Origin of the sequence: Providencia sp. PROV061, from assembly GCF_011045655.1 — a bacterium.
Lineage (GTDB): Bacteria > Pseudomonadota > Gammaproteobacteria > Enterobacterales > Enterobacteriaceae > Providencia > Providencia hangzhouensis.
In genome coordinates, this window is record NZ_CP042861.1 from 3,712,715 (window position 1) to 3,726,369 (window position 13,655).

A 13,655-nucleotide genomic window follows, 5' to 3' on the forward strand; every position below is an offset into this window, starting at 1 on the left:
AAACTGGGAGATATGATAGAACAAGGGGTTTCAGAGAGTTTATTGATAAATGGGAAGCTATGCAGAGACAAATTAGCGACCTAACTTTTTGTTAGTTTCTATTACCAACAAAAAGTTAGCAGCCCTATTTTTATAAACTCACCCAAAACACGCCAGTTTCTCGGATCTCTGTAAATTGATTTTGGAATTCGACTAAGTTTTGTTCTGGATTTAATGCGCTAAATCGTTCTGGATGCATAAATTTAGCCATAGCTTCAATGGCAAATATATTCATCGGATTGTTGTAAAAATTATGGTAAATCGCCATAACGCGCTTTTCTTTAACTGCCGTTAATGATGAGATCCCTTGTCTATCCATTAATACTGATAACTGCTTCTGCACGTTAGCTTTATTTGCATTATATCCTAAGCTTACTGCGAGCGAACGACGATTAAAGTTGTGCCAATCGGCGCCTGTCAGTAAATAATATTCTGGGTTTAATGTAATAATATTCTCAATGGAACTTTCAGCCCCTTTTGCAGGAAAGCTATCTGCAACTAGATTATTTCCACCTGCCAGGGCCGCTAAAGAACCGTAACCTGAACGCCCATAAAGTTGACAACAATTATCGCTAAATAACCCTGCATTCGCTTCAATCAAAACAGTTGGAAACGGCTGAGCTAATTGGCTTTCAATCGCATCTAATTTTTCTTGGTACAGTTTCGCAAACTGTTCAGCTCTTTCTTGTGTTCCTAATAATTTCCCTAATAATAAAATGCTTTTCGGCGTGTTTTTCGCGATATCCATTCGAAAATCAATAAAAATAACTTGAATACCGGCGGCTTCAAGTTGCGGTAAAATTTGGCTATCACGCATCGCACCATAATTAGCCTTATGCATAATTACCACATCAGGCATTAATTCGATCAATTTTTCAACTTGAAGACCCGCTTCACGAGTTTTCTTTAAGGTTGGAATTTTGTCTAATTCAGGCAACACACTGAAATAAGCTTGTTTTAAATCTGGCGCGTACTGCGTAAGCGAATCACTCCAACCCGCAATACGAGATATCCCACTTTTACCCGCAGCAATATCCACTGGCAAAATATCACGACTATCCACCAAAAATAATTTTTCAACGGGAAGATTAACTGTGACTTCACGACCTTGTAAGTCGGTAATCACCGTTGGCGTTTTTGCCTGCCCCCAAAAGCTTAGTAAGCACAATAATCCTGAGAGAAATAATTTCATGGAAAATCTTTTACCTTAAATTTAAATAGGTTGGTATGAATAAAGCCACTGTACAGTGGCTTATCATTAGTTAAAATATCAAATTAGAAAGTCACACTGTAATTAAGGGCAAAAGTTCGGCCACGGCCTTTATAATCGTACAGGTTTGCAGCGCCATATTTAGGGCTATATAAGCTTTGTGCCCGCTGTCCCCAAATTGTGGAGTAATTTTTATCCAGCAGGTTTTCGACAGCAAAGCTAACTTTACCCACTGGTAGCATATAACTTCCTAATAAATCAACGGTATTATAACCATCGAGTTTCTTACCAGCCGCATCCGTTAAATTGAACGTTTGCTGGCTTTGTAAGCGTAGCGCCCAGTCATTCGGCTCCCAACCAATATAGGCATTCACTTTTGATGGGCTCGCAAAATCAACGCTCCATTTTTCCCAACTACCATCCACTTTAGTTTCTGATTTTTGTAGATTGAAGTTACTTCCAACACTCCAATCTGAGTCAGCAAAGAAGTAATCCACCGCACCTTCTACCCCATAGATACGGCGTTTATCGGTTTTCATATAGATGGTCATGTCATCTTTATTAATGCCATAGCTTCTATCAGACAAAGAATAATAGGTAGCAACTTGTGTGCGTAAGTTTTCCCCTGTGTAACGCCATCCTAACTCGAAAGAGTTAACCTTAATTCCTTTTACCTTGGTATCATTAATGTTAACACTTTTATTGAGATGATAGTGGCCATTGGCATCTGGGGTCTTCGCATAATCACCTGTTCCGTAATACTTAGCAATATCAGGAATTTCAAAGCCTTGAGAGAAATTAAACCATGTTTGTTGCTCTTCGGTTAGGTTAAGCAGCAGCCCTGCGTTAAATAGTAAGTTGTTGTAATCCGTTTTCCCACCCGGTACTGCATCTGCTGATTTACCTTTGCCGTTAGCAATCGCTTCTTGCTGTGCATAACCAATAAAATCATCGACTTTATTTTCTGTGTACTGATAACGTACACCACCGCTTAACGTGAACATTGGCGTAATGTCATAACTACTTTGTAAAAATGTCGCCATATTCGTCGTGGTATAGCTTGGATAGCGGCCAATTTGGAAAGCTTTAGTTAAGTCCATTCCCCCGGATTCTTTCGCTTTATCTAAATCAAAAAACATTTGGTTCGCACGAAATTGCTCATGCTCTGCATCCACACCATAAGTTAACGTTAATTCATCGATAGGTTGGCTATTGAACGTCAGCTTAGTTCCATAAAAATTGGTTTTTTGATCCGATGAGCTGATACTTGTAACATCTTTGCCTGTAAGGGTTGGGAAAGGATAAAACTTTTGTGATTCATCACGATAATAAACTTGTGCAACAAAATCCTGCCCAAATACATCTGCATTTGAATATTGTAAATTGAGCAAATTACGCTCAGTTCCCGGCAAACGGTCAGAACTTAATTTGCTGCTGTTATAAGCTTCACCTTGCCCTTTAACCGCGGAAAAATTTTTTCCTAAATAGAGGCCGTGTTTACCATCAGACTCACTTTTATAATGCTGATAAACAGCTTGAACCTGTTGTTTTTCATCGATTTTGATAGTACCTGACGCCATCACATCCAAACGATCAGAAAATTGCAGCCCTGTTTGGGTATTATCAATATTAATCGCATTACCTTTGCCATCATACCAACCGCCATAGCGTTGATAAGCAACAGAAACACGTCCGTGAGCGTTCTCATTACCACCACTTACTGCTGCAGCAATATTTTCATCGTGATCTTTACCACTGTTAAAGCCTGTTTTTCCACCTAATTGCAGGGAAACTTGTTTTTCTTCTTGGCCTTTTTTCGTCACAATATTAATCAAGCCACCACTGCTACCACCACCGTACATCGCCGTTGCGCCTGAAATAACTTCGATATGATTAATATTAAAAGGATCGATAGAATCTAATTGGCGGCTATCACTACGAGAAGAGTTAAGGCGTACTCCATCCACCATCACAATCATTGAACGGCCACGCATATTCATGCCATAGTTTGTCCGCCCTTGGCCACTGACACTCATTCCTGGAATAAGCTGCGCTAAAATATCTTTTAATTCTTTTCCACCTTCAGCTTGCTGCTCAATTTCAGCATTATCAATCACCCATGTGGTTTGTGCCATTTCTGAAACGGTTTTATAACCACGTGTAGCAGATACGGTTATGGACTCTTCTTTTTTATCGGCACCAAATACGGAGGGGGAAATAAAAGGGAGAAAGCAAGGAGAGATAATAAAAAAATGCTTTATTTTCATTAAATTAAACCTTTACATTATTAGAATTGCTGTTATTGAATCTAAAAAATAAATCACAATGCATAACTAAATTACTGTTTATTATTTTATCAAATAATTATTATCAACAGTAACTAAGAATCAAGATAAATATAAGAATTATTATTATTAACAACAGATAATGAAAGGTTATTCAGTACTAGTCACGCATCCTTGCGCAAGATCTTCCTATTAATTACTTCACGCTAACGACTGCAATATAATTCAACTTTCCACGATTTTGCCGAAAATGACGGAACATACGCAAAAATTGGGGACGATTTTCTTTCTTCAATGCATTACGGATAATCTTTAGGGCACCCAAAATGCCTTCATCGTAAATCAACCCTTTTGGTGATAGCAACGTCATTGGCCCAGTGTGAGATACCACTTGTTGGAAGCCCGCTTGTTGAAATAATTCTACCCATTGCGCTTCAGGTAATGGCTGTGCTTTAACATTAATCGCTTGCTGCATTTGGGAAACCACACTTTGAACAGCTTGGGCATCCTTAAATGCAATATCATGGGTTAATAAACAGCCACCCGGTTTTAGTACTCGATAATACTCCTGCAATAGCTTCGCTTTCGCTTTATCGCCGTACATGGTTAGCATGGCTTCATTAATAACCACATCAAAACTGTTGTCCTCAAACGGTAGTTTTGATGCATCCGCCATTTGGATTGTCACTAAATCTGTTAGCCCTTTATTCGCAACATTCTTTTGTGCTTGTACGAGCGCCTGCTTGTCCATATCAATACCCGTAATATGACAATGGAATTGGGAGGCAATTTCAATGGCGGTGGTTCCCATATTACACGCGACTTCAAGAACTTGGCTGTTCTTGTGTAACCCTGATTGGCTAAGTAACCATTCGGTTGCTTCTTTTCCCCCTGGGCGTAAACGTTTTTTCCCCAAGCGTGCTAGAAATTTGTGCCCTGCTTCGTGGGCGGTAAATGATTGGTCCATTTTCACCTCCAAGTTAATGTGTACAAGCCGTTTCAGGCTCACGTAACATAACTAACAGCATTTTTGCGGGCTCAAGCGCATCTACCGCATGAGGAATATTAGCAGGCATTCTGACAACTTCCCCCGGTTTAGCCATTACAGGCTTTCCTTCGATGGTAAGTTGTAAGCTCCCTTCAACAACCATCACAATCGCATCAAAAGGGGCGCTGTGTTCAGACAGCGCTTGGCCTTTATCAAAAGCAAATAAGGTGATATTTCCCCCGCCATTTTTCGCTAATACGCGGCTTGCAATACCTTGTTCAGTATAATTAATTAACTGATTGATAATCAGCGCTTCTGAAGGTGTTATTGTGTTATTGCTCATCGTTTAATATTCCTTAATTCAATCGTTTTCATTCAGTTATCTAAATAGCGGAATGACCCCTTGGGTCTGCCGGCCTTGATAATCCATTGGCGTAATTGCGACGGGTAATTGGTACAGTTGTGTCAGGTTTTCTTCCGTTAAAATTTGTTCAGTTTCACCAAATAAACAACCGCTGCCGTTAAATAACAACAGTGAATAATCAGCGATATGCAGCGCATGTTGTGGATAATGACTCGTGAATAAGATAGTCATTCCGCGATGTATGGCTAAATCACGTAAAACGCTGAGCACACTGTCTTGGTTGGCAAGGTCCAATGCGGATGTCGGTTCATCAAGAATCAGAATTTCTGGTTCGCTGGCTAATGCCCTCGCAATCATGACCATTTGTTTTTCCCCGCCGCTGAGGCAGTTAAAGGGTTGGTCAGCAAATTTGCTTATGCCTAAGTACGCTAAACACTGCTCTACAATTTGGTTATCTTTTTCATTGGGTGAGGCATACCAAGGTAAATGACGAATACGCCCGAGACTCACCATAGTGCGAACAGAGTAATGAAACAGTGAACCACTAAGCTGTGGAACATAAGCGACGGGTGCATTTAGGGAAATATTGCCTGTTGATCCTTTTTGTAAGCCGAGTAGTAGTTTTAATAAAGTTGTTTTTCCGCGGCCATTTGGCCCTAAAATCGCGCCAATACTGCCCTTTGGTTGCCGAAAACTAACATTCGTAAATAATTGGCGTTGGGCTATTTTGAAATTAAGGTGTTCAACTTGGATCATAAATCGGCCACCTTTTTATTCAATGTGTGGATCAGTAGTGCAAAAATAGGGGCGCCGATCAGTGCGGTGATCACACTTAATGGAATTTCTGCATTCGTCATACTGCGTGCAAAGGTGTCGACAGCTACCATATAAATCCCACCAATGACCGCACTGGCAGGCAGTAATATCCGGTGATCATGCCCTACCATTAGCCGTGCAATATGTGGAACAATCAGCCCTACCCAGCCGATGGTGCCGGATACCGCCACTGTCGCACTGGTGATCAAGGTTACGCTGAGTAACACAGCCCAGCGGGTTCTATTAATTTTCATTCCTAAAGCTTGTGCATTTTCTTCCCCAAGGGACAGCACATTGATACGAAAACGCAGCGCAAAAATGACCAAGACACAGACCAGCACAACCGGAAAAACAATATTGAGTTTGAGGTAAGACGCACTGGCAAAGCTGCCCATAAGCCAAAAAACAATGGTTTGTAACGTGTTGTTTGGGTCTGCAAAATAGGTAATTAACGAAATTAATGCAGCAAAAAAAGCATTAATAATGACTCCAGCAAGAATCAACATTAATAGCTGGCTGCCTTGGCGATTCAAACCAAGTAAAAAAACCAGCACGATAGCTAGCAATCCACCGATGAAAGCCAATGAAATGGTGACCAACAAAGAAGAAAATAATAAAATAGCTAGCGCGCCACCCAATGCAGCCCCTGATGAAACACCAATAATTTGCGGCCCAACTAATGGGTTGCGGAAAATACCTTGCAAAGCCGCCCCCGCAACCGCCAGCCCAGCCCCTGCCGTTCCTGCTATCAGAACACGCGGTAAGCGCACATTCAGCACCACATTTTGTTCCGTTCGGCTATAGTTCCCCATCATTTCATTACCAAAAATAGTGTCATAGAGAATATGCCAAACCGCGGAAAACGAAACTGGGTAACGCCCACAGCTTAGGGCCAAAACAAAAGTCAACAATAGGCCAATAGCAAAAATGAACCAAAGATATTGGGGCTTACGCATGCGGTTTCCCCATCAAAGAAAGGTAGTGTTGGCTACTTTTGTTCATCTCTATTTGCAAAATTCCGTCAATTTGCTCATCTGACACGTCATAGCCATAAAGTTGCTGATATCTCAGGCGAATTTCCTCACGCAATGGCATTTTCATCGTTTCCGGGTGAAAAATCATCGATAACCATTGCCAATACAGTGGTGTTTCTTGGTTTGGTGCATCCCAGATAAAACCACCAATAGGGAGCTTATACACACGCTGGTTTTTCACGGCGGTGACTTCACTTAGCATAGGGTTGCGGTAAACATCAGCTGGCGATAACCCTTCTTCGAAATTACCTAATAGAATAATGTCAGGGTCCCAAACCAGAATTTGCTCAATATTGAGGGTTCTTGGCCCAGTGAGGTCACGGTTTAAGCTCACCCCACCCGCCAGTGCAAAATCTGCATTGTTGTGTGATGTTGAGCCAAATGTTTGAATACTCTGGTTAAAATGGGATAAATACAGGACTCGGGGCTGCTGCGCTTCTGGTATTTCAGCGGTAGTTGCTGAGAGTGTATCGACAACTTCTTGGCGCCACTGGATCATCTTCTGTGCTTTATCATTGTGGCCAAGTGTTTGTCCCATTAGGCGAACCCACTCTTGCGTATAGCGTTCTTGCCCATAATCTAACGTAGCAACAGTCAGCCCTGCATCACGCATAGGGGAAATAATATCATCCCCTCGATGACCCCATTGCCACACTAAATCGGGCTCCACATTAAGTAATGCTTCAATGTTTGGCGTAAAATTGTTACCCACCACATTTGAATTCACTTGTAGAACAGGAGAAAACATTTGGCTTAGCATGCCATCTCGCGCAGCAACCTTTGCAAAAGGATGCATTCCGACTAATTTTTCGCTGCTTTCATCCATGCCAACTAACATCGAAGCGGCAGGGATTGGGATCACGACAATACGTTTTGCAGGGGCTGATAAATGAATTTTATCACCTGACATATCTGTGAAATCAACAGCTTGTGATGCATATACATTGGCTATTCCACCGAAAGTTAGAAAAACGGCGGCGAGTCTAAAAGCATTATTTATCATAGGGTTATTCAGCTCTCTGCTAACATCTCAATTGATAATGTGTATGATTATCATTTATACTTAAGCCATTCTAAGACGGCGTAAGAGGATGACCTATGACATTTGTCAAAAACGTTTTCCCCCATGCACAATCACTCAATGCCCTTAAATCGTGCTTACTGTTTAATGGGGTAGAAGATGAGAAACTGGCATTACTGCTGGAAAATTGTGGCCATATTCGCTTTAAAAGTGGTGAAATTCTGAACCATGAAGGGGAACCATTTAAGCATTGCCCCTTGATGATCAGCGGGCAAATAGAAGTGTATCGCCACACCTATTTGGGTGAAGAAAAAATTTTTGGTTTGTTTTGTACGGGGGAAATTGTTGCCATCGCAGCCGTTTTTATGCCTCACAACCGTTATCCCATGAGTTTACGGGCAAAAACCGACGGTGAAGCTTTGCTACTTGATAAACGCGATATTTTACGACTATGCCATGCCTGCCCGCAAATTATGGAAAAACTGCTAAGGCGTTTTAGTAGCAAACTATATGAGAACATTAACCATATCGACTGGCTAACTTCGAGTTCTGCTGAACAACGGCTAGCGGCCTATATTCTCGATTTAAAGCATAAGCAACTGACTTCAAATATTGTTTTGCCTTTATCTCGGGGCCAGCTCGCGGCTAAATTAGGCATACGTTACGAAACACTCAGTCGGTTAGTTTCTGGGTGGCGGCAAAAAGGGTTTATTGATATCGAGAAAGACACTGTGCATATCCATAATGAAAACTACTTAACGAAATTATCTATTTCTGCACAGCGCCCATTTTAAGAATAACGCATTAACGAGTATTAATGCGTTTATTCATTATTAGAAGTTATAGGTTACACCACCATTCACATTAAAGCCCATACCGGGGAACAAGGTGCTATCTTTTGCTGTGACGGTCTGATTAGCAACTGATGTTGTCGCATAACGTTCATCCGTTAAATTATCCATCGATAAATACACAGACCACTGCTCTGTTGGTTTATAGCTACCTTTAAGCCCTAATACGGCGTAATGTTTACGTTTTTGAATATCGAGATTGTTTTGGTGATCAACAGCCATATCCGTTGGCGCCCAATGAATATTTGGCCCGAAGCTCCAATCCCCAATTTCATATAACACCTCGGCAGCGACAATATTGCGAGGAATACCTGCGATATAGTTGCCGTTATACTCTCCCCCCATAAAACGGAAATCATTATAAGTCCATGAAACTCGGTAATTGATATCCCCCGGCCCTGCGCCAACACGTCCTGTCAGCCCAGCTTCTAAGCCTTGATGACGGGTTTTCGCGGCATAATTAAACACGCCAACAACCGTCCCTGCACTGTCATAAGTGGTAATATACTCATCTTTAATTTGACTGCGGTACAGCGCAAGGTTCCATTTCAACCCATCAGTAACATCCCCTTCTCCACCAATTTCATAAGTAATGGCTTTTTGTGGTGAGAGTTTCGTCAGTTTTCCATTGCTAGAGTTAATAATTTCCCAAAATGTTGCAGGTTCTTCACTCGCACTGATATTAGCAAAGTAGCGCTGGCTTTCCGTTGGGCGCCAAATAACCCCCGCTTTTGGTGTCCAAAATGTCCAACTTTGGTCTAACGACAAATGACTTTGCCGTTTTTCTACGTGACGGCGTGCATGCGTACCTTTGACATCTAAGTTAACTGTCACTGTTGGTGTAATATGTAAGTCTACCCCCACACTGCCATAGAGGTTTTCAGCTCGGCCATCATATTTGCCTATTTTTGTTTTGTCTGCCGGTGTCCCTTTACGGTTTTGCATTAATTCAGTCTGCAAGGTCATTTGGTCCCATGCAAGTGCCGTACGGTATGTCACGGGTTCAGTTTCAATATTATAGGTGAATTGTAGCCCTTCACTGTGGCTGCGGCTAAAACGGTAGTAAGCGGGAGTAGTAAAATTATCATGAGTACGAATGTGCCAAACTCCAGCGCCAATCGCTTGGTTATCCACTTGCCAGTCTGAGCGGTTAGCCACTCGGAATTGCTCAACATTACGGTGTGGGTCACGTAGCCACACCATCGGGTACACATCTGTAGGGTTATTATTGAGTACCTCTTCAGAAACAGGCCCCGCAACGTCAAAGCGCAAATCTGTCCAACTCAACCAAGTTCGGTTTTCAAAGTTATTAGTCACATAACCAAAGTTGCTGCGTAACGTTTTACGTTGAGAAGCAGAGTGTTTGCGATAGCCATCAAAATGGTCATAAGTGAAATTTACACGACCATCAAATACCCCATCGTCAGAAACTCCACCAAATGCCGTTTGTAACCCTTCGCGACCATGGGAGCCGTACTCATAACGTAGGCGGCCTTGCTCGTTTCGCCCCGTGTAAGAGAGCACATCCAATTCACCTCCCAAACTATTACTTTGTGGGTTAAGGCTATTTGCGCCGCGGCGTACACTTACCATCCGCGCATCACGCATTTCTAAGGTGCTGATGTGAAAACTGCCGTCTGCATCTGTTGCGGGTAAGCCATCTTGGAGCAGCAACACACCCCGAGCAAGCGGTGCGCTTTGTACTCCTGACCCACGAATATTCAAACGTGGCTGGTCAATCCCCCCAAAGAAATTTTGAATCACTAGCCCTGGCTGATAATCAAGAGCATCTTGTAAGGTCGCAAGGCGAGTCTCTTTTTCGATAACAACTAAATTTGTTCCACCAGCCACTTTTTCAAGCTTGCCTTTTTCTTGCTGTTCACTCGGTGACAAACGGTTTTGACCTGTTGAAGACGTGACGATCAGTTTGTCCGATGTCACTGCTGGTGCAGCGAACCCAATTGGTGTCGCCAAAGTTCCTATACCTAAAGTGAGTGCAATACAATGCGCCAATTGGTGCCGTTTTAAACGATAAGACATATATTCACCCCAATAACAGTAATGGTTATCATTTTCATTTAAGGGGTTTAAAATAGAGGATGGGTTTAGATATCCCTATGACATTTGTCAAAAATGCCTAGAGTGAACTTCGTTTTCAGGCTAATCACACATGTAATTAGCCAAGTGGCACTTTAAGTTACTGTGGGTATCAAAGTATCAATAGCCCATTTTGATTACATGGCAATTTATCATCACGATCCCACGTTAAAACCAATACAGATAAGTCATCTTGAACTGAAAATTCACTTCCTTCAATAATGGCTTGTTGCTTTTCATTATCACATTCAGCCCAAAAACCATCTGTTGCAATAATTAGCCGACAATCCACCTCAGTGACTTCTTTATAATCAAGTAAAAATGCTTTTTGTAAATTAAAACATCGAGTGACTATTTTTCTATTTTCATCCTTCAACATACTTTGTACAAAAGGTTCGCCGAGTGGATTAGCACCAGTATGAACATTAGTAAGCCAATTTATCGATTTATCTTTTTTCCAGTTACCTAAACGAATATCTCCCGTATGAAAACAGAAAACAGATTCCCCCGAATTAAAAGTTCCAATAACTAATAAGCTCGCCTTCCCAATTTTATATTTAGCTTTAGTTCCTTTAAATCCAAGCTGTAAAATATGATCAACGATATTTTCAGTTAAGTGGCTCTGCTCTATTGAATTTAATTCTTGAATAACTATCTCAAAGAAGAATTTAGCCATTTCAGTAGTAGCTGGAGATGACGTTGAAACGTCAAAAGCAATCACCAAATTAAAATTACCTCGGTCAATTAACGCATATAAATCTTTATTTTGTTTTCTATCAGCCCCCATTTGAGTTGCAAATAACCATGAGAGCTCTTTAGCTGTTCGCGTTAATGTTTGATGCATTCGGTTAATCTTTCAAAAATAACATCTTCTCGTGAACGAATTCCTTGGCTAGTGCTCTGTACTGCCATTTCAAAATCATATTCATTAATCAATAAAGCTAAATTATTTGAAATATATTCTTTTAATGCTGTACTTGACTGAGAGATCTCTTCAACAATACTTTCTCTTCCATCGAAAATATTTAAAATATCTTCAATATCTCGACTACTTAATAAATCACCATTCCCTCTACCTAGATACGCCTCTAATTTTGTGGCAACAAAATATTCAGGCCGAATTAAATTTATAGTGACATTCTGAGTTAATTGATATTGGCATGCCATTTCTACAGCTTCTTTGTGCCAACGATTACTAAAACCTAATACATTTTGGTCTACAGGCATAAAGTCAACTTTGAGTTCACCAATTAACATTCGGCAGATAACATCATCAAAAGGATCTTCCCTGAATCCTCGTTCTCTCAACTTTTCTTGTAATTGGCTCCACTTAGCATAACCAACTATATCGACCACCAAGTCAACATCATCAGTATATCTAATTTGCTCTTTGGTATATTCATCAGTGACTAACAAACCTGTAGTACAACCGCCAACAAAGACAACTTGAGCTAATAGCTCTTCACCTAATGCATCTGCAACCACCAGTAACATACTTTTTTGTAAGTTAACCTTCTCGCTCATTTAACTTCCTCAAAAATGATTTTTAGTTTTTCTAAGGATAGATTGTGCTCTCTCGGTCTGCCAATCCTAACCGCATCAACTAAAGCTAACATTGCATACAGCCTACTATCTAATTGAACTGCACGAATAATATTAGAATGTAATGGCTCAATAGCAAATCCTTTTGTCTTTCCTCTTGGATCTGGCCATACAAGAGGAAATTCTCCTGATGTCATTAGTTTTCCTTTTAATACAGGAGCTGCTATTGATGTTGCAATTCCCCTTGTCAGCTCACCTTCCTTTGCAGGAAAAACATACTTGATTCCAAAAGCAATAAAATCAAATAAAGCCTTAGTATTCACCTTGGGAATCGCTAATCTTCTATCTGGCTTCGCTAGACCAACATCGTACATACGATTTAAGCCTAAACTGATTTGTGACTTACTAATTCCTGTCAAAAACTCAAGGTTTCTGACAGAAAAACGGCTTTTAATCGCGCTTTCCTCATTATAACTAGGCTTTAGCCCTTTTTCTGTCCATTCATCCTCTACGACGACTAAAATATCATCATCAACATGAGCTAAAGAAAAATCCGCGGATGACTCTCCCGAAGCATCCTGCCCCTCAAACATATCCCCCCAATCAACTTTACTTTCATATAAATGAAAAGTATCACTATCGAAATTCTGACGATTCAAATCGATATGCATCGAAATTATTTTTAAAAGAATCAGTATATCTTGACTTTTCATATTCTAAATTCCGCCTTGTCTCACGTCCTAGGACACGGGACGATTATTAATAAAAAAATATTTTTGTCAATACACGAACTTCATCTAGGTTTTGCTAACTCCCCAAATACGGCTACACACTTTCTCTAATAACGCTTTGTTATGGCTAAAAATAACCATTGCGAGTGGTCGCTCTTCGGATAATTTCACTAACAACTGCCAAATTTCTTTTTGCAAATTGGCGTCTAACTGTGCGGTGATTTCATCGGCAATTAAAATTTTCGTTCGCGGGTCAAGGGCTCGCAGTAACGCAATACGAGCAAGTTCACCACCCGATAACTCACTGGGAAGCCTTTCAAGCCAAGCAGGTTTAATCGAAAAGCGCTCTAACCAATGGGTTTCTGGCTGCCAAGCATCAAATAAACTCGCCCCCACCTTGCGATAGGGGTTAAAGCTTTTTTCGGGATGTTGGGGGACTAATTGAATTGGGCAATAACCTTGTTGAGGTAACGGTTGCCCTTCAAACAAAATGGTTCCTTGGGATGCCTTTTGCCACTGAGCTAATACTCGGCCCAACGTGGTTTTCCCAAAACCACTGGGCGCAGATATCCCAAGACGTTCACCGCTAGTCAGTGATAAGCTAAAGCCATCCCACAGCCGCTGCCCACCTTGTTCAATGCATAAATTATTTACTTGTAAAATAGGTTCAGTGATAC

Annotated in this window: 13 protein-coding genes; 1 reads left to right on the top strand and 12 read right to left on the bottom strand. The window is 41.1% G+C overall.

What is annotated here, in order from left to right; genetic code table 11:
• Window positions 1-130: 130 nt before the first annotated feature.
• The 7 genes from FVA72_RS17090 to FVA72_RS17120 all read right to left on the bottom strand — a co-directional run bounded on the left by FVA72_RS17090 (window position 131) and on the right by FVA72_RS17120 (window position 7,739).
• Complete coding sequence (locus tag FVA72_RS17090; RefSeq protein WP_110591251.1) at window positions 131-1,231, bottom strand: ABC transporter substrate-binding protein; 1,101 nt, start codon at window positions 1,229-1,231, stop codon at window positions 131-133.
• 83 nt (window positions 1,232-1,314) lie between these two features.
• A complete protein-coding gene (locus FVA72_RS17095) occupies window positions 1,315-3,516 on the bottom strand; it encodes a TonB-dependent siderophore receptor (protein WP_110591250.1) in 2,202 nt (733 codons plus the stop codon).
• Between the two features lie 214 nt (window positions 3,517-3,730).
• Entirely contained in the window at window positions 3,731-4,501 is a 771-nt protein-coding gene (locus FVA72_RS17100) for a class I SAM-dependent methyltransferase (RefSeq protein WP_072503039.1), read from the bottom strand.
• 13 nt (window positions 4,502-4,514) lie between these two features.
• On the bottom strand, window positions 4,515-4,865 hold the full coding sequence (locus FVA72_RS17105) for a cupin domain-containing protein (RefSeq protein WP_004257847.1): 351 nt from the start codon (window positions 4,863-4,865) through the stop codon (window positions 4,515-4,517).
• A gap of 36 nt (window positions 4,866-4,901) precedes the next feature.
• The gene (locus FVA72_RS17110; RefSeq protein ID WP_004257851.1) at window positions 4,902-5,642 is read right to left on the bottom strand and encodes an ABC transporter ATP-binding protein; all 741 of its coding nucleotides are present in this window, start codon (window positions 5,640-5,642) and stop codon (window positions 4,902-4,904) included.
• Window positions 5,639-6,658 carry a FecCD family ABC transporter permease gene (locus FVA72_RS17115; RefSeq protein ID WP_110591249.1) on the bottom strand — a complete coding sequence of 340 codons (1,020 nt, stop codon included), beginning with the start codon at window positions 6,656-6,658 and terminating at the stop codon, window positions 5,639-5,641. The genes FVA72_RS17110 and FVA72_RS17115 overlap by 4 nt, the downstream gene beginning before the upstream one ends.
• Window positions 6,651-7,739 carry an ABC transporter substrate-binding protein gene (locus tag FVA72_RS17120; protein WP_110591248.1) on the bottom strand — a complete coding sequence of 363 codons (1,089 nt, stop codon included), beginning with the start codon at window positions 7,737-7,739 and terminating at the stop codon, window positions 6,651-6,653. Before FVA72_RS17120 ends, FVA72_RS17115 begins: the two co-directional genes overlap by 8 nt.
• A gap of 95 nt (window positions 7,740-7,834) precedes the next feature.
• Here FVA72_RS17120 and FVA72_RS17125 point away from each other — a divergent pair, with 95 nt between their 5' ends.
• A complete protein-coding gene (locus tag FVA72_RS17125; protein WP_094961080.1) occupies window positions 7,835-8,551 on the top strand; it encodes a Crp/Fnr family transcriptional regulator in 717 nt (238 codons plus the stop codon).
• A 39-nt stretch (window positions 8,552-8,590) separates the two neighbouring features.
• Here the strand turns inward: FVA72_RS17125 and FVA72_RS17130 are convergent, their stop codons facing one another.
• The 5 genes from FVA72_RS17130 to FVA72_RS17150 form a co-directional block, all read right to left on the bottom strand.
• Window positions 8,591-10,648: a TonB-dependent receptor family protein gene (locus FVA72_RS17130; RefSeq protein WP_110591247.1), complete on the bottom strand. Its 2,058-nt coding sequence runs from the start codon at window positions 10,646-10,648 to the stop codon at window positions 8,591-8,593.
• A gap of 169 nt (window positions 10,649-10,817) precedes the next feature.
• On the bottom strand, window positions 10,818-11,549 hold the full coding sequence (locus tag FVA72_RS17135; RefSeq protein WP_072503036.1) for a hypothetical protein: 732 nt from the start codon (window positions 11,547-11,549) through the stop codon (window positions 10,818-10,820).
• A complete protein-coding gene (locus FVA72_RS17140) occupies window positions 11,534-12,229 on the bottom strand; it encodes a hypothetical protein (protein ID WP_110591246.1) in 696 nt (231 codons plus the stop codon). The genes FVA72_RS17135 and FVA72_RS17140 overlap by 16 nt, the downstream gene beginning before the upstream one ends.
• Entirely contained in the window at window positions 12,226-12,960 is a 735-nt protein-coding gene (locus FVA72_RS17145) for a hypothetical protein (RefSeq protein WP_072503034.1), read from the bottom strand. Before FVA72_RS17145 ends, FVA72_RS17140 begins: the two co-directional genes overlap by 4 nt.
• 84 nt (window positions 12,961-13,044) lie before the next feature.
• Window positions 13,045-13,641 carry an ATP-binding cassette domain-containing protein gene (locus FVA72_RS17150; RefSeq protein WP_162493684.1) on the bottom strand — a complete coding sequence of 199 codons (597 nt, stop codon included), beginning with the start codon at window positions 13,639-13,641 and terminating at the stop codon, window positions 13,045-13,047.
• Between the last annotated feature and the right edge of the window lie 14 nt (window positions 13,642-13,655).